Annotated in this window: 20 protein-coding genes; 14 read left to right on the top strand and 6 right to left on the bottom strand. The window is 59.9% G+C overall.

From position 1 onward, the window contains the following. The first annotated feature begins 83 nt into the window (after positions 1 to 83). Together HU765_RS01395 and HU765_RS01390 are read left to right on the top strand one after the other, a co-directional pair. On the top strand, positions 84 to 1,211 hold the full coding sequence (locus HU765_RS01395) for an FAD-binding oxidoreductase (protein WP_186618763.1): 1,128 nt from the start codon (positions 84 to 86) through the stop codon (positions 1,209 to 1,211). 91 nt (positions 1,212 to 1,302) lie between these two features. Beyond that, a complete protein-coding gene (locus HU765_RS01390) occupies positions 1,303 to 1,929 on the top strand; it encodes a PAS domain-containing protein (protein ID WP_186618762.1) in 627 nt (208 codons plus the stop codon). Positions 1,930 to 2,035: 106 nt separating this feature from the next. Here the strand turns inward: HU765_RS01390 and HU765_RS01385 are convergent, their stop codons facing one another. The 6 genes from HU765_RS01385 to HU765_RS01360 all read right to left on the bottom strand — a co-directional run bounded on the left by HU765_RS01385 (position 2,036) and on the right by HU765_RS01360 (position 7,346). Beyond that, complete coding sequence (locus HU765_RS01385) at positions 2,036 to 2,812, bottom strand: ABC transporter substrate-binding protein (RefSeq protein ID WP_186618761.1); 777 nt, start codon at positions 2,810 to 2,812, stop codon at positions 2,036 to 2,038. A gap of 271 nt (positions 2,813 to 3,083) precedes the next feature. After that, on the bottom strand, positions 3,084 to 3,536 hold the full coding sequence (gene moaE, locus HU765_RS01380; protein WP_186618760.1) for a molybdopterin synthase catalytic subunit MoaE: 453 nt from the start codon (positions 3,534 to 3,536) through the stop codon (positions 3,084 to 3,086). Positions 3,537 to 3,538: 2 nt separating this feature from the next. Further along, positions 3,539 to 3,781 carry a molybdopterin converting factor subunit 1 gene (moaD, locus tag HU765_RS01375; protein ID WP_186618759.1) on the bottom strand — a complete coding sequence of 81 codons (243 nt, stop codon included), beginning with the start codon at positions 3,779 to 3,781 and terminating at the stop codon, positions 3,539 to 3,541. Then, entirely contained in the window at positions 3,778 to 4,251 is a 474-nt protein-coding gene (gene moaC / locus HU765_RS01370; RefSeq protein WP_007972660.1) for a cyclic pyranopterin monophosphate synthase MoaC, read from the bottom strand. The genes moaD and moaC overlap by 4 nt, the downstream gene beginning before the upstream one ends. Positions 4,252 to 4,489: 238 nt before the next feature. Beyond that, positions 4,490 to 5,884: a PhoH family protein gene (locus HU765_RS01365; protein ID WP_186551309.1), complete on the bottom strand. Its 1,395-nt coding sequence runs from the start codon at positions 5,882 to 5,884 to the stop codon at positions 4,490 to 4,492. 337 nt (positions 5,885 to 6,221) lie between these two features. Then, positions 6,222 to 7,346 (bottom strand): polysaccharide deacetylase family protein, encoded by a 1,125-nt coding sequence (locus HU765_RS01360; protein WP_186618758.1) that lies wholly within the window; start codon positions 7,344 to 7,346, stop codon positions 6,222 to 6,224. 266 nt (positions 7,347 to 7,612) lie between these two features. Here HU765_RS01360 and yaaA point away from each other — a divergent pair, with 266 nt between their 5' ends. The 12 genes from yaaA to HU765_RS01300 all read left to right on the top strand — a co-directional run bounded on the left by yaaA (position 7,613) and on the right by HU765_RS01300 (position 24,134). Further along, positions 7,613 to 8,392, top strand: a complete 780-nt coding sequence (yaaA, locus tag HU765_RS01355) for a peroxide stress protein YaaA (protein ID WP_186618757.1) — start codon at positions 7,613 to 7,615, stop codon at positions 8,390 to 8,392. 811 nt (positions 8,393 to 9,203) lie between these two features. Then, positions 9,204 to 10,520: a UDP-glucose/GDP-mannose dehydrogenase family protein gene (locus HU765_RS01350; RefSeq protein WP_186551312.1), complete on the top strand. Its 1,317-nt coding sequence runs from the start codon at positions 9,204 to 9,206 to the stop codon at positions 10,518 to 10,520. Between the two features lie 98 nt (positions 10,521 to 10,618). Further along, complete coding sequence (alg8, locus tag HU765_RS01345) at positions 10,619 to 12,100, top strand: mannuronan synthase (protein ID WP_186551313.1); 1,482 nt, start codon at positions 10,619 to 10,621, stop codon at positions 12,098 to 12,100. 35 nt (positions 12,101 to 12,135) lie between these two features. Then, entirely contained in the window at positions 12,136 to 13,305 is a 1,170-nt protein-coding gene (locus tag HU765_RS01340) for an alginate biosynthesis protein Alg44 (RefSeq protein ID WP_186618756.1), read from the top strand. A 9-nt stretch (positions 13,306 to 13,314) separates the two neighbouring features. Then, positions 13,315 to 14,820: an alginate biosynthesis TPR repeat lipoprotein AlgK gene (algK, locus tag HU765_RS01335; RefSeq protein ID WP_186618755.1), complete on the top strand. Its 1,506-nt coding sequence runs from the start codon at positions 13,315 to 13,317 to the stop codon at positions 14,818 to 14,820. Beyond that, on the top strand, positions 14,817 to 16,298 hold the full coding sequence (locus tag HU765_RS01330) for an alginate export family protein (protein WP_186618754.1): 1,482 nt from the start codon (positions 14,817 to 14,819) through the stop codon (positions 16,296 to 16,298). The genes algK and HU765_RS01330 overlap by 4 nt, the downstream gene beginning before the upstream one ends. Positions 16,299 to 16,324: 26 nt before the next feature. Then, a complete protein-coding gene (algG, locus tag HU765_RS01325; protein ID WP_186551317.1) occupies positions 16,325 to 17,911 on the top strand; it encodes a mannuronan 5-epimerase AlgG in 1,587 nt (528 codons plus the stop codon). 10 nt (positions 17,912 to 17,921) lie between these two features. Then, complete coding sequence (locus tag HU765_RS01320; RefSeq protein ID WP_186618753.1) at positions 17,922 to 19,388, top strand: alginate O-acetyltransferase; 1,467 nt, start codon at positions 17,922 to 17,924, stop codon at positions 19,386 to 19,388. A gap of 8 nt (positions 19,389 to 19,396) precedes the next feature. Then, positions 19,397 to 20,521 carry a mannuronate-specific alginate lyase gene (locus HU765_RS01315; RefSeq protein ID WP_186618752.1) on the top strand — a complete coding sequence of 375 codons (1,125 nt, stop codon included), beginning with the start codon at positions 19,397 to 19,399 and terminating at the stop codon, positions 20,519 to 20,521. Between the two features lie 193 nt (positions 20,522 to 20,714). Continuing rightward, positions 20,715 to 22,280 (top strand): MBOAT family protein, encoded by a 1,566-nt coding sequence (locus HU765_RS01310; RefSeq protein ID WP_186551320.1) that lies wholly within the window; start codon positions 20,715 to 20,717, stop codon positions 22,278 to 22,280. Between the two features lie 10 nt (positions 22,281 to 22,290). After that, complete coding sequence (locus HU765_RS01305; protein ID WP_186618751.1) at positions 22,291 to 23,463, top strand: alginate O-acetyltransferase; 1,173 nt, start codon at positions 22,291 to 22,293, stop codon at positions 23,461 to 23,463. 14 nt (positions 23,464 to 23,477) lie between these two features. Next, a complete protein-coding gene (locus HU765_RS01300) occupies positions 23,478 to 24,134 on the top strand; it encodes an alginate O-acetyltransferase AlgF (protein WP_186551322.1) in 657 nt (218 codons plus the stop codon). Positions 24,135 to 24,161 lie beyond the last annotated feature (27 nt).

Below are 24,161 nucleotides of genomic sequence, written 5' to 3'. Positions count from 1 at the left end.
CTGATCGACCGCTATCGCGAGCAGGCTCACTCCTACAGGGGTCGGCGTAATTTCTCGATATTGTGTACACACCGGAGACCTTCATGAGCCAGGCAGATTTCATCATCATCGGCGGCGGGATTGCCGGCGCTTCCACCGGTTTCTGGCTGTCGCCGCGCGCCAGGGTGATCGTGCTCGAACGCGAATCCCACCCGGCCTATCACTCCACCGGGCGCTCCGCCGCGCTGTTCACGGCGGCTTACGGCACGCCGCAAGTACGGGCGCTGACCCAGGCCAGCCGGGCGTTTTTCGACCATCCGCCGACAGGCTTTTGCGAACACCCGCTGCTGACCCCGCGCGGCGAAATGACCGTGGATTTCATCGGTGACCCAGCCGAACTGAACAACCAATACCTCAGCGCCAAAGCCACCGTGCCGCAGATGCAATTGCTCAGCGCCGACGAAGCCTGTGCGCGACTGCCGATCCTGCGGCGGGAAAAAGTCCATGGTGCGCTCTATGACCCAACAGCCTGCGACATCGATACCGACGCGCTGCATCAAGGCTACCTGCGCGGCATCCGTCGCAACCACGGCGAAGTCCACACTGATTGCGAGGTGCTCGGCCTGAGCCGTAACGACGACGGTCTGTGGCAGGTGCAAAGCAATGGCCGGATCTTCAGCGCGCCAGTGATCATCAATGCCGCCGGTGCCTGGGCCGACCAGATCGGCGCACTGGCCGGCGCGCAGCCGCTGGGCCTGCAACCGAAACGTCGCGCTGCATTCATCTTCGCCGGGCCTGAAGGTGTGGATATTCATCATTGGCCGATGCTGGTCAGCCTCGACGAATCGTTCTACATGAAACCCGATGCCGGTATGTTCCTCGGCTCCCCGGCCAACGCCGACCCGGTCGAGCCTCACGATGTGCAGCCGGAAGAACTCGACATCGCCATGGGCATTTATCAGATCGAAGAAGCCACCACACTGACCATCCGCAGGCCGACCCGCACCTGGGCGGGCCTGCGCAGTTTCGTCGCCGATGGCGATTTGCTTAGCGGATTCGATCCGCAGGTGCCGGGGCTGTTCTGGGTCGCCGCGCAGGGCGGCTACGGCATCCAGACATCGCCAGCGATGGGCCAGGCCAGTGCCGCCTTGGTGCGCGGCGAACCGTTGCCCGAGCACTTGCAAGAGTTCGGGCTCGACAGCGCGATGCTGTCCCCTGCCCGGCTGTCCTGAGCACACCTGCGGATGACTCACCGAAAAGATTGCGGCACACTCGCAGCGCCCCTGCTCACGGGGCGCTGACGCTGCCTGGAGCTCCACTGTCATGACCGCCTCTGAATTCGACCCGGCGCTGGATAACTTCCGCGCCATCGCCGATGCCATCGCCACGCTGTTCTTTCCCCATGCCGAGGTGGTGCTGCACGACCTGCGCACGCAAAAGGTCGACTACATTGCCAACAACCTGTCCAAGCGCGAGATCGGCGACGACTCTTCGCTGGAGGACATGCTCAGCGAGGACGTCAGCGAGCGCAACATCGGCCCGTACGAAAAGCTCAACTGGGATGGTCAGAAAATTCGCAGCCTGAGCAGCGTGCTGCGCGACAGCGAGGGCCTGCCGCTGGCGGTGCTGTGCATCAATCTGAATATTTCGCTGTTCGAGAATGCCAAGGCTGCGCTGGATCTGTTTCTGTCGCCGAGCAAGTTGATTGCACAACCGGACTCGCTGTTTCGTGATGACTGGCAGGAACGCATCAACACTTTCCTCCACGCCTGGCTGCGCGGACGGCAACTGAGCCTGAATCTGCTGACCCGCGACCACAAGCGTGAATTGGTGCTGGCACTGCATGCCGAGGGCGCGTTCAAGGGCAAGAGCGCCTCGAACTATGTGGCCAATGTGCTGAACATGGGGCGGGCGACGGTGTACAAGCATTTGAAGGAATTGAAGGGCTAGATTCCAGAAGTTGTATCGCCTGGTCTGGCCCATTCGGGAGCAAGCCCCCTCCTACAGGGGAACGCATTCCAAATGTAGGAGTGAGCCTGCTCGCGATAGCGGTTTATCAGTCGCCGTAAATGTCGGTCTTGAAATACTTCTCGGAGATCTTCTGATATTCGCCACTCGCGCGAATTCCGTCGATAGCGCTGTTCAACTGGCTGACCAGCTCGGCATTGCCCTTGCGCACCGCGATCCCCGCGCCCTCGCCGACATACTTCGGATCCTTCAGCTCCGGTCCGACAAACGCATAGCCCTTGCCGCGCGGCATCGTCAGAAAGTCATTGAGCGGAATGGTGTCGGCGAAAATCGCATCGAGACGCCCCGCCGCCAGGTCCATGTAGATTTCTTCGTTGTTGCTGTAGCGCTTGACGTTGATGCCCTTGGGTTCAAACACTTCAGTGGCGAAACGATCCGTGGTAGTCGCGCGCTGCACACCGACATTCTTGCCTTTGAGGCTGGCGTACTGATCGTCGACGCTGGCGCCTTCCTTCATCACCAGGCGCGACGAAGTGAAATAGTACTTGTGGGTGAAATCCACGGATTTCTTGCGGTCTTCGTTGATGGTCATCGACGACAGGGCCATGTCGATTTTTTTCACTTTCAGCGAGGGAATCAGCCCATCGAACTCACCTTCGACCCACACGCACTTGACCTTCATCTGCGCGCACAAGGCATTGCCGATGTCGTAGTCGAAGCCGACGATTTCACCTTTGTCGGTTTTCGAAGCGAACGGCGGATAAGCCGCTTCGATGCCAATGCGTAGGGTTTTCTCGGCGGCGAACACACAGGTCGACGCCAACAGGCTGAGGGCCAGGCCGGTGATGAGGGGGAGTTTCTTCATGTTCGTTCTCTCGCGGGTTGTTGTTGGTTTGGCGAAGAAGAGCAGCTACAAGCGGCAAGCTATTAGCTGCAAGACAGAAGCTTTTTTGTACTTGTAAATCCATACTGGACTCTCAGGTACAAAACGTCAATCAGGCAAAGTGGTAGGATTTTTGGTGTTTCAGAAGGCCCCTTCGCGAGCAAGCCCGCTCCCACATTGGATTGGTGAACGACTCAGATCCAATGTGGGAGCGGGCTTGCTCGCGAAGGCTTACGGGAGAACACCACAAGAATTACTTCTTCCAGCGATCCGCCGCCGCATGATCACTGTCGCGCCCTTCAACCCAGCGCGGTCCGTCGCTGGTGTTTTCTTTCTTCCAGAACGGCGCGCGGGTTTTCAGGTAGTCCATGACGAAGGCGCAGGCGTCGAACGCGGCCTGGCGATGGGCGCTGGCGGCCCCGACGAAGACGATCGGCTCGCCCGGCTCCAGCGCGCCGATGCGGTGCAGCACTTCCAGTTTCAGCAGCGGCCAACGCTGTCCGGCTTCGACGGCGATCTTGCCGAGGGCTTTTTCGGTCATGCCCGGGTAGTGCTCGAGAAACATTCCGGCCACGTCGCGGCCGTCATTGAAGTCGCGCACGTAACCGACAAAACTCACCACTGCACCAACGCCGACATCAGCCGCGTGCATCGCATTGACTTCAGCGCCCGGATCGAACGGCGTGGCCTGCACCCGAATCGCCATGCTCAGCCTCCGGTCACGGTAGGAAAGAACGCCACTTCATCGCCGTCGGCCACCGGCTCGTCGAGTTGGCAAAGCTCTTCGTTGCGGGCGCACATCAGGTTCTGCTCGCTCAGCACTTCGGCGCTATCTCGTTGCGCCAACAGTGCACGCACGTCGTCGACCGTGGCGAAATCGCCTTCAACCGTCACTGCGTCGACGCCAAGCGCTTCACGATAACGGGCGAAAAACTTCACGGTCAGCTTCATGGTTGCTCTGCCTGAAAGTGGCCGCTCTTGCCGCCAACCTTTTCCAGCAGGCGCACGCTTTCGATGGTCATGCCGCGATCGACGGCTTTGCACATGTCGTAGATGGTCAGCGCGGCGACGCTGGCGGCGGTCAGCGCTTCCATCTCCACGCCAGTCTGCCCGGAGAGTTTGCAGCGGGCGACGATACGCACACTGTCGTCACCTTCGGCGCTCAGCTCGACTTTCACGCCAGTCAGCATCAGCGGATGGCAGAGGGGAATCAGATCGCTGGTTTTCTTTGCCGCCTGAATCCCGGCGATGCGCGCCACGGCGAACACATCGCCCTTGGGATGGCCACCGCTGACAATCATCTGCAGCGTTTCGGGAAGCATGCGCACCAGCGCCTGGGCCGTCGCTTCACGGAACGTCACGGCTTTTTCAGTGACGTCGACCATGTTAGCGCGACCTTGGGAATCGAGATGAGTCAGCACGGGATTACTCCTGATCAGGAGCGTGGATTGTAAACCTGTGGGTCAGATATCTGCGAGCGCGATTACCGACTCACCATAAATCCCTGTAGGAGTGAGCCTGCTCGCGATAGCGGTATGACATTCAACATTCTTGGTGGCTGATGCGCCGCCATCGCGAGCAGGCTCACTCCTACATCTGGATTTGTGTTCGGCATAAAAAACCGGGCGGCCGTTTGGCCGCCCGGTTTTGGGGGAAGGGTTACAAATGCGATTCGGCGTATTCGGCCAGGATCGAGCGCGGCACCCCTTGCAGGGTGATGTGCACACCGTTGGGGAAATCCTTGAAGCGTTCGGTCAGGTAGGTCAGCCCGGAACTGGTCGCGGACAGGTAAGGAGTGTCGATCTGCGCCAGGTTGCCCAGGCACACCACTTTGGAACCGGCGCCGGCGCGGGTGATGATGGTTTTCATCTGGTGCGGCGTGAGGTTCTGGCATTCGTCGATCAGGATCAGGCTCTGCTGGAAGCTGCGACCGCGAATGTAGTTAAGCGATTTGAACTGCAACGGCACTTTGCTGAGGATGTAGTCGACGCTGCCATGGGTGTTCTCGTCATCCATGTGCAAGGCTTCGAGGTTGTCGGTGATGGCGCCCAGCCACGGCTCCATTTTTTCCGCTTCAGTACCGGGCAGGAAGCCGATTTCCTGGTCCAGGCCCTGCACGCTGCGGGTGGCGATGATCCGCCGATAGCGCTTGCTGACCATGGTCTGCTCGATCGCAGCGGCCAGCGCCAGAATGGTTTTACCGGAACCTGCGGCACCGGAGAGGTTGACCAGATGAATGTCCGGATCAAGCAGCGCGTACAGCGCCAGACTCTGATAGATGTCGCGCGGCTTGAGCCCCCAGGCCTCTTGATGCAGCAGCGGTTCCTGGTGCAGGTCGAGGATCAGCAGCTTGTCTTGCTGAATTTCCTTGATCCAGCCGACGAAGCCTTGTTCGTCGATGATGAACTCGTTGATGTGCACCGCCGGCAGGTTGTCGATCAGTTGCACCTGATGCCAGGTGCGGCCGTGGTCCTGACGGGTTTCGACCTTGCTCACGCGGTCCCAGAAAGAGCCGGTCATGTTGTGATAGCCGTTGGGCAACAGGGACACGTCGTCGACCAATTGGTCGGTGCTGTAGTCCTCGGCATCGATGCCACAGGCACGCGCCTTCAGACGCATGTTGATGTCTTTGGTGACCAGCACCACGGGCTTTTTCGGATCGCGGCTGTGCAGGTCGATCAACTGGTTGATGATTTTGTTGTCGTTCAGATGCTCGGGCAGAATCAGGTTCGACTCGGCTTGCTTGCTCATCAGAATTGACAGCAAGCCCTTTGGCCCGCCCTTGCCGCGCTGGATCGGCACACCCAGTTCGACGTCCTCCGGGGACGCATCGCCCAGGGTCTTGTCGATCAGCCGGATGGCCTGACGGCATTCAGCGGCCACGCTGTGATGCCCGCTTTTGAGCTTGTCCAGCTCTTCAAGCACGGTCATCGGAATCGCGACGTGGTGTTCTTCAAAGTTAAGCAGGGCGTTTGGATCGTGAATCAATACGTTGGTATCGAGTACATAAAGGATTGGCTGGTTGGAGGAAGGGCTACGTCCGTGATCATCCATACTCGGTCACCTTTGTCAGAGCCAGTAGACGCAATACCTGAGCGGTGCTGCGCCTCGAAGTGACTGCCGAAATCCCACCTGCGGAGATTCAAGTGACTGCAAACAAACGGGTCTTGGAAGACGCCACCTGTGTTGCAGGTTTCGGCGGTCTGTCTTGGTAATACTCCAAAACCCATGACATAAAAAAGTACTTTGACGGTTTTTTTAAGTTTATTTTGCAGAGTGACGAAAAGCCCTTGGCGGACTCCCCAGACCCCGCTAAAGTCGGAAGTCCGCCTGCATCGAATCTTCCGAAAAAATCAGCCAAAGCCCAACGTTTCCGGGCCTTTTCCGTTTTTCAGCGAAACCCGTCCTGACAGTCTTCCCAACCGATGCCGCTCTGCGCGGTTTGCGAGAGCAGCCACGGCAACGAAGTCTTCACCGCGTCCTGTTTCAGGTTGAAACTGATCACCCCGTGGCGCCACAACAGCATCAGCGTCAGCACCCGTTGCGCACTCGCTGCGCCCTTGAGTTTGCCGGCGCTGTCCTGGGCATCGATGTCCCACAGCGCTACATGCAGGCCCTGAGCGTTGAGGAAACCCTGAGCATCGCTGCGTCGCTGTCCTTCCGGCGGACGGAACAGCGGCACGTAGTTTTCCGGCAATTTGTTTTTCACCAGATCGGCGCTGCGGCGCACCGAGTCCTGCCAGTCCTGCCAGTGGCTGTGGGAACGGAACTCCCAGCCCTGCACGCCGACGCATTGCTGTGAAAACATCGCTTGCAGGCTGCTGACCGAACGATCGGTCAGGCGCGCCTGAATATCCTTGCCCAGCACAAAGAACGTACCACTCAGGTTCGACTTGCGCAGGTATTCGGTGAGCCAGCCGGTGTTGTCAGGTTGTACATTGGCGGCGCTGTCGAAGGTCAGCAGAAACAAGCGGTCGTGCATGTCATCGCCATTGCGCTCGTAGTCGCCGAAACGATCGATTTCGCTGCTAGTCTGCGGGAACAGCGCGGCCTTGCGCAGCAGCTCGTCCAGGTAGTGCAAATGGAAGATCCGGCTCGGCTCCGCCCACTGGGTGTAATAACTGTCGTCACTGACCACGAACTTGGCGGCCTGCTCGCGCAGAGTAGGCAAGTCTTCGACGAGGAAGCAGAAGGAAGCGTCCTGATCACAACTTTGCTGGGCATGGTTGTAGTTGGCCAACAGACGCTGCCAGAGGCGCTGGCGCAACTGATTGACCGCATCGATATTGACCGTGCGCAGGCCCAGGCGCTGGGCCAGGGCCGCCTCGTCGAGCGCCTCGCTGCCCAGCAGGCCGCGGGCGAACATCAGAATTTCCGCTCGCGACGCAACGTCGAACAGGGTCGGATTGCCGAGCGCCTCCGGCCAGGTGCTGCGGTCCAGCGTCGCCACATCGCCTGGCGCCGCGACGGCACCGGCGCTCAGCAGCCACGCGGTGAATAAAAGAACAATGCGCAAAGGAATGTCTCCATAACAAAACCCGCGCGGCACTATAGCTGATAAGCCACCGATTCCCGCAGCCAGACGAATCCATTGTGGGAGGGGGCTTGCTCCCGAATGCGGTGGGTCATCAGCAAATGAATAGCCTGACACGCCCCCTTCGGGAGCAAGCCCCCTCCCACACTGGGAAATCTGTTGAGCCGTCGATCACCTATGGACTTGATAGCTGGAGTCAACCCGGCCAACCCCCTAGAATCGCCCCCACGATTAAAGGAGACGACTTCATGCTGATGGTGATTTCCCCCGCCAAGACCCTCGATTACGAAACACCGCCGGCGACCCAGCGCTTTACCCAGCCGCAGTACCTCGACCATTCCCAGGAGCTGATCCAGCAACTGCGCGAACTGAGCCCGGCGCAAATCAGCGAGCTGATGCACGTGTCCGACAAGATCGGCGGCCTCAACGCCGCGCGTTTCGGCAGCTGGACGCCGGCGTTCACCCCGGAGAACGCCAAGCAGGCACTGCTGGCATTCAAGGGCGACGTTTACACCGGTCTCGATGCGCAATCATTCAGCGAAGCCGAGTTCGATTACGCGCAGAAACACCTGCGCATGCTTTCAGGTCTCTATGGCCTGTTGCGCCCGCTTGACCTGATGCAGCCTTATCGTCTGGAGATGGGCACCAAACTGGCCAATGCACGCGGCAAGGATCTGTACGCGTTCTGGGGCACGCGCATCAGCGAATGGCTCAATGAAGCGCTGGCCGATCAAGGCGACGATGTCCTGCTCAACCTTGCTTCCAACGAATACTTTTCAGCGGTCAAGCGTAGCGCCTTGAACGCGCGGATCATCAACACCGAGTTCAAGGACCAGAAGAACGGCCAGTACAAGATCATCAGCTTCTACGCGAAAAAGGCCCGCGGCTTGATGAGCCGTTTCGTGATTCAGGAAAAAATCAACGATCCGGCCCACCTCAAGCAGTTCGACATGCAGGGTTATCGCTACAGCGCCGAACAGTCGAAACCCGACAATCTGGTGTTTCTGCGCGACCACGCCCCCGAATAAAGCATGCCGTTTGCACGACTCTTTTCAACAAGAGTCGTGCACCGCGCACGATGTCAGAAATTCCCCGCCGTATTTCGCCAGTTTAATGGCGCCAAAAAAACATCCCTGTTTTTTCTAAGATTAGTTTCACTCGACACTCGTCAGTTTTTTCAGTAGTGGCACCTAAATTTTTTTCAGGTAGTGGCACAAAACTATCTAGCGCATTTTAAGGCCCGAAACTAAAGGGCGAAAGCGAGCGTGCTATCAATTTGAAAGCAGTGCCATCTTTACCAATATTTCAAAAAATTTCAGTTGGCACGATGAGCGGACAGGAACTATGTCCAAATGCGTAGCTCATACCACCGGTAACGATTCTCGGCGAGTATGTACGAGATAACTTACGCGGAGCAGATAGCCATGTAACCAAGTTGCCACAGCAACTTGACTACGTGACTAACGGGTCTCAAAACGAAACGATGGGCAGGAGATACGCACCATTCATATCCCCTACAAAGGCCATGGTCGTACCCCTTTAAATGTGCTCGCCTGAGCACTGAACCGCTTGATTTACAGGGATTTTCATCCCCGCATCAAGCGTGCAAGACGATTGCACAAGAGTCTTCCGAAAAGAAGATCCGCTGCATAACAGGGCAAGTCATAACTATAAGGCCTGGTTGCGCACATCTTGAGTGCACTTATTTAGACACTCGAAACTTAGTATGCCTGCACACGGCATTGTGGCGCCTGTAAGCCACAGTTTCGGGTGCACTAGTGTCCGCTGAACACCATTAACTCCGGCCTCTTTGGCCTGATATATACAGAGGTAATTGCGATGCGCATCAGCATATTTGGTTTGGGTTACGTTGGCGCAGTATGTGCCGGTTGCCTGTCTGCACGGGGCCATGACGTAGTTGGCGTCGATGTTGCCAAAGACAAGATCGACATGATCAACGCCGGTAAATCGCCGATTGTTGAACCGGGCCTGGGAGAACTTCTGCAACAAGGAATCCAGACCGGTCGTCTGCGCGGTACGACCAACTTCGCCGAGGCGATTCGTGATACCGACCTGTCGATGATTTGCGTCGGCACGCCGAGCAAAAAGAACGGCGACCTGGAACTGAACTACATCGAAGCGGTATGCCGCGAGATCGGTTTCGTCCTGCGTGAAAAAACCACTCGCCACACCATCGTCGTGCGCAGCACCGTCCTGCCGGGCACCGTTGCCAACGTGGTCATCCCGATTCTCGAAGACTGCTCGGGCAAAAAAGCCGGCGTCGACTTCGGCGTTGCGGTCAACCCTGAGTTCCTGCGTGAATCCACCGCCATCGCCGACTACGACCAGCCGCCGATGACTGTGATCGGTGAGTTCGACACCGCCTCGGGCGACGTTCTGCAATCGCTGTACGAAGAGCTCGACGCACCGATCATCCGCAAGGACATCGCCGTTGCCGAGATGATCAAGTACACCTGCAACGTCTGGCACGCCACCAAAGTGACCTTCGCCAACGAGATCGGCAACATCGCCAAAGCGGTCGGCGTCGATGGCCGTGAAGTGATGGAAGTGGTCTGCCAGGACAAGACGCTGAACCTGTCCCAGTACTACATGCGCCCGGGCTTCGCCTTCGGCGGTTCGTGCCTGCCAAAAGACGTGCGCGCCCTGACCTACCGCGCCGGTTCCCTGGACGTCGAAGCGCCGCTGCTCAACTCGCTGATGCGCAGTAACGAATCGCAAGTGCAGAACGCCTTCGACATCGTTGAAAGCCATGAAAAACGCAAAGTCGCCCTGCTCGGCCTGAGCTTCAAGGCCGGCACCGACGACCTGCGCGAAAGCCCGCTGGTGGAACTGGCCGAAATGCTGATCGGCAAAGGCTACGACCTGAGCATCTACGACAGCAACGTCGAGTACGCCCGTGTCCACGGTGCGAACAAGGACTACATCGAATCGAAGATTCCGCACGTGTCGTCTTTGCTCAATTCGGACTTCGACTCGGTGATCGACAACTCCGACGTGATCATCCTCGGCAACCGCGACGAGAAATTCCGTGCGCTGGCCCAGGAAGCGCCGCAGGGCAAGCAAGTCATCGACCTGGTGGGCTTCATGTCCAAGGCCACCAGCGCCGGTAGCCGCACCGAAGGTATCTGCTGGTAAAGCAGCCCTGAGCGACAAGCCTCGAGCTGCAAGCCAAAGCGTTTCGCTTGCAGCTTGCAGCTTGCGGCTTGAAGCCTTCTCACCTTCGGATGACGGTTATGACCAAGCTCAAACATTTTTTTCTGCAATCAGCCGGCTGGCTTTTTTATCTCAGTCTGCTGATGGGCCTGGCCTTGATGCTGCCCACGTCCACATTCGACGCCGAGTCGAAGGACTTCATTTTCCTGATTGGCGCCGTGGGTATCTGGCGCTACTCGATGGGTGCAACGCACTTTGTGCGCGGCATGATTTTTCTTTACATCGTTTACCCGCACCTGCGCCGCAAAGTGCGCAAGCTGGGTAAAGCGGCCGACCCGTCGCATGTGTTTCTGATGGTCACCAGCTTTCGTATCGACGCGCTGACCACAGCGCAGGTCTACAGCTCGGTGATCCGCGAAGCCATCGACTGCGAACTGCCGACCACCATTGTCTGCTCGATCGTGGAAATGTCCGACGAGTTGCTGGTCAAGGCGCTGTGGGCGCGGATGAATCCGCCGGAGCGGGTCAAGCTCGACTTCGTGCGCATTCCCGGCACCGGCAAGCGCGATGGTCTGGCCTTCGGTTTCCGCGCCATCTCCCGCCACCTGCCGGACGACCGTGCCGTGGTGGCCGTGATCGACGGCGACACCGTGCTCGGCGAAGGCGTCGTGCGCAAGACCGTGCCGTGGTTCCAGCTGTTCGGCAACGTCGGTGGCCTGACCACCAACGAATTCTGCGAAGTGCGCGGCGGCTACATCATGAGCGAATGGCACAAGCTGCGTTTCGCCCAGCGCCACATCAACATGTGCTCGATGGCCCTGTCCAAGCGCGTGCTGACCATGACCGGTCGTATGTCGGTGTTCAAAGCGTCCGTAGTGACCAACCCGGAATTCATCGCCGACGTCGAAAGCGACTCGCTGCAGCACTGGCGTCTGGGCCGCTTCAAGTTCCTCACCGGCGACGACAAGTCGAGCTGGTTCAGCCTGATGCGCCTGGGCTACGACACTTTCTACGTCCCGGACGCGGCAATTAACACTGTTGAACACCCGCCGGAAAAGAGCTTCATCAAGGCCAGTCGCAAGCTGATGTTCCGCTGGTACGGCAACAACCTGCGCCAGAATTCGCGCGCGCTGGGCCTGGGTATCCGCCGTCTCGGTGCGTTCACCTCGGTGGTGCTGTTTGACCAGCGCGTGTCGATGTGGACCTCGCTGCTCGGCCTGACCGTGGCAATCATCGCCAGCTTCAAGTACGGCACCGCGTTCATCCTGGTGTATCTGCTGTGGATCGGCATCACGCGGCTGATTCTGACGCTGCTGTTGTCGTGTTCCGGTCACCGCATCGGCCCGGCTTATCCGGCGATTCTGTATTACAACCAGATCGTTGGCGCGCTGGTGAAGATCTACGTGTTCTTCCGTCTCGACCAACAGTCCTGGACTCGCCAACCGACCGCCCTGACCCGTGATCTCGCCAGCTTTCAACGTTGGTTCAACACTTGGTCGTCTCGGACCATGACCTTCTCCGCCGGCAGCATTTTTGTCGCCGTGTTGCTGATGATGGTCTGAACCGCCCCTATTGAATTAACAAGGAAATCGCCCCTATGAATACCGCCGTCAACGTCAACGTAGTGCATGAATCCGAAGCCCAGCGCCAACACGCCCGGGTCAAAATCCCGGCCAAGCTGCGCTTTTTCGGCCCTGACCGCACGCCGGTCGAAGCTCGGGTCATCGACCTGTCTGCCGGTGGTCTGGCGTTCAACGCCGGACAGCTGCAGTTGACGGTCGGCCAGGTGTACAAGGCGCGCCTGCAATTTGTCATCGACAACCTCGGCATCGCCATGGACGTCGAGCTGCAAGTGCGCTCCTTCGATCGCCAGACCGGCCGCACCGGTTGCCAGTTCCAGAACCTGGAGCCGCAGGACATTTCCACCCTGCGCCACCTGATCACGTCGCACCTGGCCGGCGACATCGTCAGCATCGGCGAAGTACTGGCGACCCTGCAGCGCGACAACTTCACCAAGGCGCGCAAGAACAAGGACAGCGGCAATGGCATGACCGCGTTCGGACGCCTGAAAGCGGTGACCTTCAGCGCCGGCATTTTCGCCGTCGGTCTGGTGGCGGCCGGTTTCATTTTCAAGTCGGTGTACGGCATGTACTTCGTCAGCCACGCCCAGGCTGGTCTGGTCAGCGTGCCGGGCATGAACATCACCATGCCCCGCGACGGCACCGTGCAGAGCCTGATCAAGTCGGACGGCGTCGCCGCCAAAGGCGCCCCCCTGGCAACCTTCAGCACCAGCATGCTCGACGTCCTCAAGGGTCATCTGGCGGAAGATCAACTGGCCCCGGCCAAGGTTGAAGAACTGTTCGGCAAACAAATGACCGGCACCCTGACTTCGCCGTGCGACTGCACCGTGGCCCAGCAACTGGTGGCTGACGGTCAGTACGCGAGCAAGGGCGACGTGATCTTCCAGCTGGTGCCGCGCAACACCCAGGCCACCGTCGATGCGCGCTTCTCCTATCGCCAGTTCGGCGACGTGCGTCCGGGCACCCCGGTGAGCTTCCAGATCGCCGGCGAAGACAAGACCCGCACCGGCAAGATCGTCAGCAGCACCAGCCTGAAGAGCGCCGACCTGTCTTCCGACATTCGTGTGCAGATTCAGCCTGACGAGCCGCTGGACAGCAGCTTCGCCGGCCGCCCGGTGGAAGTGAACAGCGACCGTGGCCCGAACCTGAACTGGCTGATCGACAAAGCCATGGCTGCCGGTCTTTAAGTCGAGGACATGCCTGTGACTACTCATAACTTGAACACACCGCCGACCCTGTGGGAGCGAGCCTGCTCGCGAAAGGATCGCCGTGGTGTGTCTGATGTACCGAGTCGCTTGCATCGCGAGCAGGCTCACTCCTACATTGGGACGGTGTGTGCCTTGGCGCTGGCAGTGTCTCTGGCCGGTTGCGCCGGTCTGCCCGACCAGCGTCTGGCCAACGAAGCGCTCAAGCGTGGCGACACCGCCACTGCGGCGCAGAACTACCAGCAACTCGCCGAGCTGGGCTACAGCGAAGCGCAAGTGGGCCTCGCCGATATCCAGGTCGACAGCCGCGACCCGGCGCAGATGAAACAGGCCGAAGCGACTTACCGCGCCGCCGCCAGTGTTTCGCCGCGCGCCCAGGCCCGTCTCGGTCGCTTGCTCGTGGCCAAACCGGGCGCCACCGAAGCCGAGCACCACGAAGCCGAAACCCTGCTGAAAAAAGCTGCCGCCAACGGCGAAGGCAATACGTTGATCCCGCTGGCGATGCTCTATTTGCAGTACCCGCACAGCTTCCCCAACGTCAACGCCCAGCAGCAAATCGATCAATGGCGCAAGGCCGGTTACCCGGAAGCCGGTCTGGCCCAAGTGCTGCTGTATCGCACCCAGGGCACTTACGATCAGCATCTGGATGACGTGGAAAAAATCTGCAAGGCCGCGCTCGCCACCACCGACATCTGCTATGTCGAACTGGCCACGGTCTATCAAAAACGCGGCCAACCCGAGCAACAGGCCGAGCTGATCAAGCAGATGCAGGCCGGTTACAGCCGTGGCACCGTCACTGCGCAACGGGTCGATTCCGTGGCCCGCGTGCTGGCTGACTCGACCCTGGGCAAGACCGACGAGAAAACCGCACAGTCGCTGCTCGAACCGATCGCTCCGGGCTACCCGGCGTCGTGGGTCACCCTTGCGCAACTGCTCTACGACTTCCCCGAACTGGGCGATGTCGACCAGATGATGAAGTACCTGGACAACGGCCGTGCCGCCGATCAACCGCGCGCCGAGCTGTTGCTGGGCAAGGTTTACTACGAAGGCAAAGTGGTCCCGGCAGACGCCAAAGTCGCCGAGGAACATTTCCAGAAAGCCGTTGGCCGTGAGGTCGCTGCCGACTATTACCTCGGCCAGATTTACCGCCGTGGTTACCTGGGCAAGGTCTATCCGCAGAAGGCCCTCGATCATCTGCTGACGGCTGCGCGCAACGGCCAGAACAGCGCCGATTTCGCCATCGCCCAGCTGTTTTCCCAAGGCAAGGGCACCAAGCCCGACCCGCTGAACGCCTACGTGTTCAGCCAATTGGCCAAGGCGCAAAACACCCCGCAAGCCGATGAACTGGCGGCCACGCTTGAGGCGCAATTGCCGCCCGAGCGCCTGCCCGAAGCCCGCCGCCTGCTGCAACAAGAGCAAGCCAGCCGCGGCGCCCTGAACCCGAACACGCTGCAACTGCACGCCCTGCAAGAAGAAGACGGCGAGGAAAAATTATGAAGTTGAATCCATTTGTGAAGGCTGGCATTGGCCTCACGTTCGCGCTGATCTGGTCTTGCCCGACACTCGCCGCGATGACTGAAAGCAAGAACTTCGGCCTGGAAGTGAAACTCACCGGCCAGTCCGAAGACGACCGCGACCTCGGCACCGCCCGTGGCGGCGACGTCAATGGCGTCGGCCTCGACCTGCGTCCGTGGGTCTACGGCGAAAGCGGCGCGTGGAGCGCCTACGCCATGGGCCAGGCCGTGACCTCGACCGACATCATCGAGACCGACACCCTGCAACAATCCGACGGTGCGCAAGCCACCGACAGCGGTGATCGCGAAACCAAGAAAAACTACCTGGCGATGCGCGAGTTCTGGGTCGGCTACAGCGGCTTCACGCCCTACCCCGGCGAGATCCTCAAGTTCGGTCGCCAGCGCCTGCGCAATGACGACGGCCAATGGCGCGACACCAACATCGAAGCGCTGAACTGGACCTTCGATACCACCCTGCTGCGTGCCAACGCCGGTGTTGCCGAGCGCTTCAGCGAATACCGCACCGACCTCAAAGAACTGGCGCCCAAAGACAAGGATCGTCTGCACGCCTACGCCGACGCGGCCTATCAGTGGACGCCGGGCCAATGGGTCGGCATTCGCGGTCATCACACTCACGATGACGGCAAACTCGATTACGCCGAGCCGGGCGTCCCGCGCGACTCGCTGGACAAGACCGAGAACGGCGACATCAGCTGGATCGGCCTGACCGCCGACAGCGACGCCTACAACTGGCGCAACACCAACACCGTCAATTACTGGGGCAGCATCACCGGCATGAGCGGCGACCGCGACACGGTCAACGCGCTGAACGCCGATGGCAGCCGCCCTGCACAGGCCAAACGCAGTGATGACATCAGCGGCTGGGCGGCCGATGTCGGTGTGCGTCTGCGCCTCGATCCGCAATGGCAAGTCGGCGGTGCCTATGCCCGCGCCAGTGCCGATTACGAACAGAACGGTCTGGAGAGCAACCGCTCCAACTACACGGGCACCCGTTCGCGCGTGCACCGTTTCGGCGAAGCGTTCCGTGGCGAAATGAACAACATGCAGACCGCCACCCTGTTCGGTTCGTGGATGGTCAACGACGAGTACGACGCCAGCCTGATCTACCACAAGTTCTGGCGTGTCGACGGCAACAAGCCGGTGGGCAGCAACGGCATCAACGCCGTGGAAAACAACACCGACGACGTCACCGGCGCGATCCTCTCCAGCACCTCGCTGCCGCTTGAAGACGGCAACAAGGACCTGGGTCAGGAGATGGACCTGGTGGTCACCAAGTATTTCAAGCAAGGCCTGTTGCCGGCGGCGTTGAGCCAGTCGATCGACGAGCCTTCGGCGCTGGTGCGCTTCCGTGGCGGTGTGTTCAAACCGGGCGATGCCTATGGCAGCCAGGTGGATTCGTACATGCACCGTGCGTTCATCGACGTGATCTGGCGCTTCTGATGCGAGCCGCCAAGGGAGTGCCCGACATGATCAGCACCCGGACAGGCTCACTCAGCCTGCTGGCCGGCGCGATGCTGCTGGCCAGCGCTGGCGCCTTCGCCAACGTTGAGGCCGCTGCGCCTCAACCAGGCAAGCCCGCGACCATGACCAAAGAGCTGCAGCAGGCCAAGACTTACACGGTCAGCAGTGCACCGACCGAAGCGCTGGAACTGGCCAAGCCGAAACTGCCCGACCTGTCGGGCTACACCGCCGAGGCCGCGGCCGCGAAGATCGTGCGCAGCAAAGCGGGCAAGATCAGCGTGCGCCGGATGATGCAGGAAAACGCCCTGAAGGACTTTATCGGCGGCGATAACAAGATGGCCGAATGGGTGGTGCGTCAGCACGGCATCCCACAGGCGATCTTCATCGACGACGGCTACATGAACCTCAAGGATCTGGCGAAAAAACTGCCCAAGCAGTATTTCAGCGAGACCTCGCCGGGCGTGTACCTGGCCCGACTGCCGATCGTGGTCGGCGAGAAAGGCATCCTCGACATCGACGGTCAGACTCAGGAACTGCGCCTCTCGCAAGAGGCCGGTGCATTCCTGGTCAACGACGGCCAGCTGTTTGTGCGTGACACCAAAGTCACTGGCTGGCGCGAGAAGGACAACGGCCCGGCAACCTTCCGTTCGCCGAAGGAATTCCGCCCGTTCCTGCTCGCCTGGGGCGGCACGCAGACCTACATCGTCAACAGCAAGATGGCCAGCTTCGGCTACGCCAACAGTAAGTCGTACGGGGTGAGTATTTCCCAGTACACGCCGAACATGGCCAAAGTCCTCAAGCGTCCCGAGCCGACCGGCTGGATCGTCGGCTCCGAGTTCTCGGACATGTGGTACGGCTTCTACTGCTACGAAACCAGCGACTTTGTGGTCAAGGGCAGCACCTACAAAGACAACATCGTCTACGGCATCGACCCGCATGACCGCTCGCACCGCCTGATCATTGCCGAGAACACCGTTTACGGCACGAAGAAGAAGCACGGGATCATTATTTCCCGTGAGGTCAACGACAGCTTCATCTTCAACAACAAGAGTTTCGACAACAAGTTGTCGGGCCTGGTGATCGACCGTAACAGCGTCAACAACATCATTGCCTACAACGAGATCTACAAGAACCACACCGACGGCATCACCCTTTACGAGTCCGCCGACAACCTGCTGTGGGGCAACAAGGTCATCAGCAACCAGCGCCACGGCATCCGTATTCGTAACAGCGTGAACATCCGCCTCTACGAAAACATTGCCATGGCCAACGGCCTGACCGGTGTCTACGGCCACATCAAGGACCTGACCGATACCGACCGTGACATCAAGCTCGACCCGTTCGATGCCCAAGTGTCGCTGATCGTCGTCGGCGGTGAGCTGGCGGCCAATGGCAGCGGCCCGCTGTCGATCGACTCGCCGTTGAGTGTCGAGCTGTATCGCGTATCGATGCTGGCGCCGACCAAATCCAGCGGCATCAGCTTCAACGGCATCCTCGGCGAGCGCCAGGATGAAATTCTCGACCTGCTGGTGCGCCAGCAGAAAGCCGTGCTGATCGACCCTGTCGAACGCCAGACCGAAATGCAGGACTGAGGATAATTTTATGCACCCACACATGATCAAACTGCTCAGCCTCTCGGCCCTGACCCTTGGCATTCTCGCCGCCGGCAATGCGCGCGCCGACGCTGGCGGTGCAACTGCCGCGCCACCGAAATTCACCGCCGAGCCGTGCTGCAACCTGTGCCCCGCGGCCCATGACGCGAAGAACTACACCACGCGTTATCAGCAGAACTTCACCACTCTGGTGCAGGCGCAAGGCGACTGGCTGTTCCGTACCCAGGAAGACCTGCGCACCGAGTTCAACACCACTCCGGCCGGCTACAAGCGCCTGCAACAACTGCACGATGCGTTCAAGAGCAAAGGCGTCGAGCTGGTGATTGTCTACCAGCCGACCCGAGGCCTGGTGAACCGCAACAAGCTCAACCCGCAGGAGAAAGCCGCGTTCGATTACGACAAAGCGCTGAGCAACTACAAGACCATGCTCGGCCGTTTCGCCCAGATGGGTTACGTGGTGCCGGACCTGTCGCCGCTGACCAACGAATCGCTGCCGGAGACCCTGCCCGCTCACGATTTCTACTTCCGCGGCGATCAGCACTGGACGCCATACGGGGCCCAGCGCACGGCGAAAATCGTCGCCGAGAAGGTCAAGCAGATCCCGGCCTTCGCCGACGTTCCCAAGCGTGAATTCGAGACCAAGCGCTCCGGACGCATGGGCAAGACCGGCACCCTGCACAACATGGCCGGGCAACTGTGCGGCACCAGCTACGCGATCCAGTACATGGACCAGTTCACCACCGAGCCGAAAGGCGAGGCAGGCGACGGCGACCTGTTCGGCGATTCCGGCAATCCGCAGATCACCCTGGTCGGCACCTCGCACAGTGGCAAGAACTACAACTTCGCCGGCTTCCTCGAAGAAGCCATCGGCGCCGACATTCTCAACGTCGCCTTCCCCGGTGGCGGTTTCGAAGGTTCGATGTTGCAGTACCTGGGCAGCGAGGAATTCCAGAAAACCCCGCCGAAGATTCTCATCTGGGAATTCTCGCCGCTGTATCGCCTCGACCAGGAAACCATCTATCGCCAGATGATGGCGCTGCTCGATAACGGCTGCGAAGGCAAAGATGCACAAATGTCCGGCAGCGCCACGCTGAAGCCGGGCAGCAAACAGGAACTGATGGTCAACAGCAAAAACCTCAACCTGCAGAACGGCAACCATCAGGTCGACATCCGCTTCGCCGACACGTCGGTGAAAACCCTGCAAGCCACCCTCTGGTACATGAACGGTCGCCACGAGGACATCAAGATCGAGAAACCGGAAACCTCCGACACCGACGGTCGTTTCGCCTTTGAGCTGCGCACGGACGAAGACTGGGCCTCGCAAAACCTGCTCGCCGTTGAAGTCCAGGGGCCTGAAGCCAAGCCCGGCGCCGCGCCACAAAAAGTCGAAGCGAAAATCTGCAAACGCAACGTATTCCCGGGCGCCGGTCAACAGACCGCGCAGCTCGGGCAATGAGGTCTGCTATGCGAAATCGAACGATCAAACACCTGCTTGCGCCATCCCTGCTGACCCTGGCGATGTTCGCCGGGGCCACCCAGGCCGCCGCGCCACTGCGTCCACCGCAGGGCTACTTTGCACCGGTGGATAAATTCAAGACCGGCGACAAGAGCGAAGGCTGCGACGCGATGCCGACGCCCTACACCGGTCCGCTGCAATTTCGCAGCAAGTACGAAGGTTCCGACAAGGCACGCGCAACGCTGAACGTGCAGTCGGAAAAAGCCTTCCGCGACACCACCAAGGACATCACTACGCTGGAGCGCGGCACCGCCAAGCGCGTCATGCAATTCATGCGCGACGGTCGCCCGGAGCAGCTCGACTGCACGCTCGACTGGCTGACCGCGTGGGCCAAGGCCGATGCGTTGATGTCGAAAGACTTCAACCATACCGGCAAATCGATGCGCAAATGGGCGCTGGGCAGCATGGCGTCCTCGTACCTTCACCTGAAGTTCTCCGACTCGCATCCACTGGCCGAGCATCAGCAGCAAGCGCAGCTGATCGAGGCCTGGTTCAGCAAAATGGCCGATCAGGTGGTCAGCGACTGGGACAACCTGCCGCTGGAAAAAACCAACAACCACTCGTACTGGGCCGCCTGGTCGGTGATGGCGACTGCCGTCGCAACCAATCGCCGCGACCTGTTTGACTGGGCCGTGAAGGAATACAAGGTCGGCGTCAATCAAGTCGATGCCGACGGCTACCTGCCCAACGAACTCAAGCGTCAGCAACGCGCCCTCGCCTATCACAACTACGCCCTGCCGCCGCTGGCGATGATCGCCAGTTTCGCCCAGGTCAACGGTGTGGATTTGCGTCAGGAAAACAACGGCGCGCTCAAGCGTCTGGGTGATCGGGTGTTGTCTGGGGTGAAAGACCCGGACGCGTTCGAAGAGAAAAACGGCAAGAAACAGGACATGACCGATCTCAAAGAGGACATGAAATTCGCCTGGCTCGAACCGTACTGCACCCTCTACACCTGTGCACCGGATGTGATTGAGAAGAAGCGCGACATGCAACCGTTCAAGACCTTCCGCCTCGGCGGCGACCTGACCAAGGTCTACGACCCGTCGCATGAGAAGGGCAACAAAGGCTCGTAAGACGGATGCAATCCCCTGTGGGAGCGGGCTTGCTCGCGAAAGCGGTGTGTCAGACGACATATGTTTTGAATGTAGGACCGCATTCGCGAGCAAGCCCGCTCCCACAGTGAAGTGATGTCGCCCCCTGGGATTTCGTGGGGGGTTTGGGGGGGCTTTGGCCCTTGACTGTTGATTCAAACATGGAGAGATCGGGATGGTATTTTCATCCAACGTGTTCCTGTTTCTGTTCTTGCCGATCTTTCTCGGCTTGTACTACTTGAGCGGGCAACGCTATCGCAATCTGCTGCTGCTGATCGCCAGCTACGTGTTCTACGCCTGGTGGCGGGTGGACTTCCTCGCGCTGTTCGCAGCCGTCACGCTGTGGAACTACTGGATCGGCCTGAAAGTCGGTGCCGCCGGCGTCAGGACCAAACCGGCGCAGCGCTGGCTGTTGCTCGGCGTGGCGGTCGACCTGTGCATCCTCGGCTATTTCAAGTACGCCAACTTCGGTGTCGACAGCATCAACGCGATGATGACGTCGGTGGGTCTTGAGCCGTTTATCCTCACCCACGTGCTGCTGCCGATCGGTATTTCGTTCTACATCTTCGAATCGATCAGCTACATCATCGACGTGTACCGTGGCGATACTCCGGCCACGCGTAACCTGATCGACTTCGCGGCATTCGTGGCGATCTTCCCGCACCTGATTGCCGGTCCGGTCCTGCGTTTCCGCGATCTGGCCGACCAGTTCAACAACCGCACGCACACCCTCGACAAGTTCTCCGAGGGCTGCACGCGGTTCATGCAGGGCTTCATCAAGAAAGTTTTCATCGCCGACACCCTCGCCGTGGTCGCCGACCACTGCTTCGCCCTGCAGAACCCGACCACGGGTGATGCCTGGCTTGGCGCACTGGCGTACACCGCGCAGTTGTATTTCGACTTCTCCGGTTACAGCGACATGGCCATCGGCCTGGGCTTGATGATGGGTTTCCGCTTCATGGAAAACTTCAAGCAGCCGTACATCAGCCAGTCGATCACCGAGTTCTGGCGCCGCTGGCACATCAGCCTGTCGACCTGGCTGCGTGACTACCTGTACATCACCCTCGGCGGTAACCGTAAAGGCACGCTGATGACCTATCGCAACCTGTTCCTGACCATGCTGCTCGGTGGTCTGTGGCACGGCGCGAACATCACTTACATCATCTGGGGCGCCTGGCACGGCATGTGGCTGGCAATCGAGAAAGCGCTGGGGCTGAACACCTCGCCGCGCAGCCTCAACCCGATCCGCTGGGCGCTGACGTTCCTGCTGGTGGTGATGGGCTGGGTGATCTTCCGCGCCGAGAACCTGCACGTTGCCGGCCGCATGTACGGCGCAATGTTCAGCTTCGGCGACTGGTCGCTGTCGGAACTCAATCAGGCCAGCCTCACCGGTCTGCAAGTGGCAACCCTGGTGGTGGCTTACGTGACGCTGGCGTTCTTTGGCCTGCGTGACCTCTACACCAATCAGCCGCCCGCCAAGACCAAACCCGAAGTCAACGTCGAGGCCGATGGTCCTGCCACCGCGACCCCAGGAATGATCAAGGCAGCCCCCGGCGAAAACCCGGCGGCCATCCACGAGCCTGGCTACACCGTCGGCGTCGAAGCCCAGGTGCAACCGGCCTACTGGACCGCTGACTGGTCGCGCTACGTGATGCGCGGGCTGATCCTGCTGCTGTTCATCGCCTCGATTCTCAAACTCTCGGCGCAAAGCTTCTCGCCGTTCCTTTACTTCCAGTTCTGAGGGATCTGACATGACCCGCTCATTACGCATCTTCTACATCGCCCTGTTCCTGGTGACGCTGTTGGTCCTGGGTCTGTGGTCGATTCGCAGCTTCTTCGGCTTCAGCACCAACGCCGACGCGACGGTGCTCAACGGCCGCTGGACCAAGGCTGTGGAGACCCATTACGACGAGGAATTCCCGATCAAGCGTCTGGGCACCAACCTCTGGGCCGCGCTGGATTTCAAACTGTTCAACGAAGGCCGTCCGGGTGTCGTGCTCGGTCGCGACCAGTGGCTGTACAGCGATGAAGAATTCAACCCGATCGTCAATGAAGAGCTGAACCTGCAAGGCAACTACGCGCTGGTCGAAGGCGTGCGCCAGACCCTGAAAGAGAAAGGCGTGAAACTGGTGATGGCGATCGTGCCGGCCAAAGTGCGTCTGTATCCGGAGCATCTGGATGAAGTGAAGCCTTCGAGCATTCACCAGAACCTCTATCAGGACTTCCACGCCCGCGTCGCTGCCGACAAGATCCTCGCCCCTGACCTGCTTGGCCCGTTGCAACAGGCCAAGCAGAACGGCCAGCAAGTGTTCCTGCGCACCGACACCCACTGGACTCCAGAAGGCGCCGAAATCGCGGCCAACACCCTGGCGAAAACCATCGCCGAGCAATCCCCGCTGAGCGGAGAGCCGCAGCGCTTCGTCACCACCCCGGCGGAGAAAGTCACGCACAAGGGCGATCTGCGTCTGTTCCTGCCGCTCGATCCGCTGTTCGAAAACATGATGCCGGCGCCTGAGCCGCTGCTGAAACGCAACACCGTTGCCGCCGAGCAACCTGCCGGTGACGACGCCCTGTTCGCCAACAGCGAAGTGCCGGTGGCGCTGATCGGCACCAGCTACAGCGCCAACCCCAACTGGAACTTCGTCGGAGCGCTGAAACAGGCGCTGCACAGCGACGTCGTCAACTACGCCGAAGACGGCCACGGCCCGATTTTGCCAATGCTCAGCTACCTGAAAAGCGATGACTTCAAGAACAGCCCGCCGCAAGTGCTGATCTGGGAGTTTCCTGAACGATATCTGCCTGTGAACAACGAAATCGGCGACGCCGACCCGCAGTGGGTCGCAGAGCTTAAACAAGCCGGCGCCCGCCAACAAAACGTAGCCATCAACACTAAATCCGAGACGCCCGATCGGGCGCAAAACTGAAAGAGAGGTACACCATGACTTTCACTACTACTCCTCGTCGTCTCGCTAAAAGCTTCGCACTGGTTGCTGGCCTCAGCGTACTTTCCGTCCCTGCCTTCGCCGGTGGCGACGCCGCACTGTACGGCCCGACCGCACCGAAAGGCTCGACCTTCGTGCGTATCTACAACGCCAGCAACGCTGAAGTCAGCGCCACCGTCGGCAGCACCAGCCTGAACGATGTTGCGCCATTGGCCAGCAGCGACTTCAGCTTCATGCCGGGCGGCGATTACAGCGCCAAGGTCGGCAGCCAGACCCTGCCGGTGAAACTCGCCGGTGATCACTACTACACCCTGGTCAACAACGCTTCCGGCGCGCCGCAACTGATCGAAGAACCGCCCTTCAAGAACAAGCAGAAATCCCTGGTGCGCGTGCAGAACCTCAGCGACAAGCCACTGACCCTGAAAACCGCCGACGGCAAGACCGAAGTGGTGCCGAACGTCGCCGCCAAGGGCCGTGGCGAACGTGAAATCAACCCGGTGAAAGTCAGCCTGGCGCTGTACGAGGGCGACAAGAAAGTCGGCGACGTGAAACCGGTCGCCTTGGAGCGCGGTGAAGCAGCGGTGCTGTACGTCACCGGTACCGGCAGCAACCTGTCGCCAGTCTGGGTGAAACGCCCGGTGTCGACGCGCTAACCCTTTTCCCGAACTGACGCAGTAACC

The organism is Pseudomonas sp. SWRI81, assembly GCF_014268545.1.
In the GTDB taxonomy this organism is placed as follows: Bacteria; Pseudomonadota; Gammaproteobacteria; order Pseudomonadales; family Pseudomonadaceae; genus Aquipseudomonas; species Aquipseudomonas hamedanensis.
The sequence above is the reverse complement of the archived record's forward strand: the minus strand, read 5'-3'. Positions and strand labels throughout refer to the sequence as shown.

Coding starts and splice junctions, on each gene's coding strand:
- moaD (WP_186618759.1), bottom strand. CDS start 3,781: ATGAAGCTGACCGTGAAGTTTTTCGCCCGTTATCGTGAAGCGCTTGGC.
- alg8 (WP_186551313.1), top strand. CDS start 10,619: ATGACCAAGCTCAAACATTTTTTTCTGCAATCAGCCGGCTGGCTTTTT.
- HU765_RS01315 (WP_186618752.1), top strand. CDS start 19,397: ATGCGAAATCGAACGATCAAACACCTGCTTGCGCCATCCCTGCTGACC.
- HU765_RS01340 (WP_186618756.1), top strand. CDS start 12,136: ATGAATACCGCCGTCAACGTCAACGTAGTGCATGAATCCGAAGCCCAG.
- HU765_RS01385 (WP_186618761.1), bottom strand. CDS start 2,812: ATGAAGAAACTCCCCCTCATCACCGGCCTGGCCCTCAGCCTGTTGGCG.
- algK (WP_186618755.1), top strand. CDS start 13,315: ATGCCTGTGACTACTCATAACTTGAACACACCGCCGACCCTGTGGGAG.
- yaaA (WP_186618757.1), top strand. CDS start 7,613: ATGCTGATGGTGATTTCCCCCGCCAAGACCCTCGATTACGAAACACCG.
- HU765_RS01365 (WP_186551309.1), bottom strand. CDS start 5,884: ATGGATGATCACGGACGTAGCCCTTCCTCCAACCAGCCAATCCTTTAT.
- HU765_RS01350 (WP_186551312.1), top strand. CDS start 9,204: ATGCGCATCAGCATATTTGGTTTGGGTTACGTTGGCGCAGTATGTGCC.
- HU765_RS01330 (WP_186618754.1), top strand. CDS start 14,817: ATGAAGTTGAATCCATTTGTGAAGGCTGGCATTGGCCTCACGTTCGCG.
- HU765_RS01305 (WP_186618751.1), top strand. CDS start 22,291: ATGACCCGCTCATTACGCATCTTCTACATCGCCCTGTTCCTGGTGACG.
- HU765_RS01390 (WP_186618762.1), top strand. CDS start 1,303: ATGACCGCCTCTGAATTCGACCCGGCGCTGGATAACTTCCGCGCCATC.
- HU765_RS01310 (WP_186551320.1), top strand. CDS start 20,715: ATGGTATTTTCATCCAACGTGTTCCTGTTTCTGTTCTTGCCGATCTTT.
- HU765_RS01300 (WP_186551322.1), top strand. CDS start 23,478: ATGACTTTCACTACTACTCCTCGTCGTCTCGCTAAAAGCTTCGCACTG.
- moaE (WP_186618760.1), bottom strand. CDS start 3,536: ATGGCGATTCGGGTGCAGGCCACGCCGTTCGATCCGGGCGCTGAAGTC.
- HU765_RS01395 (WP_186618763.1), top strand. CDS start 84: ATGAGCCAGGCAGATTTCATCATCATCGGCGGCGGGATTGCCGGCGCT.
- HU765_RS01320 (WP_186618753.1), top strand. CDS start 17,922: ATGCACCCACACATGATCAAACTGCTCAGCCTCTCGGCCCTGACCCTT.
- algG (WP_186551317.1), top strand. CDS start 16,325: ATGATCAGCACCCGGACAGGCTCACTCAGCCTGCTGGCCGGCGCGATG.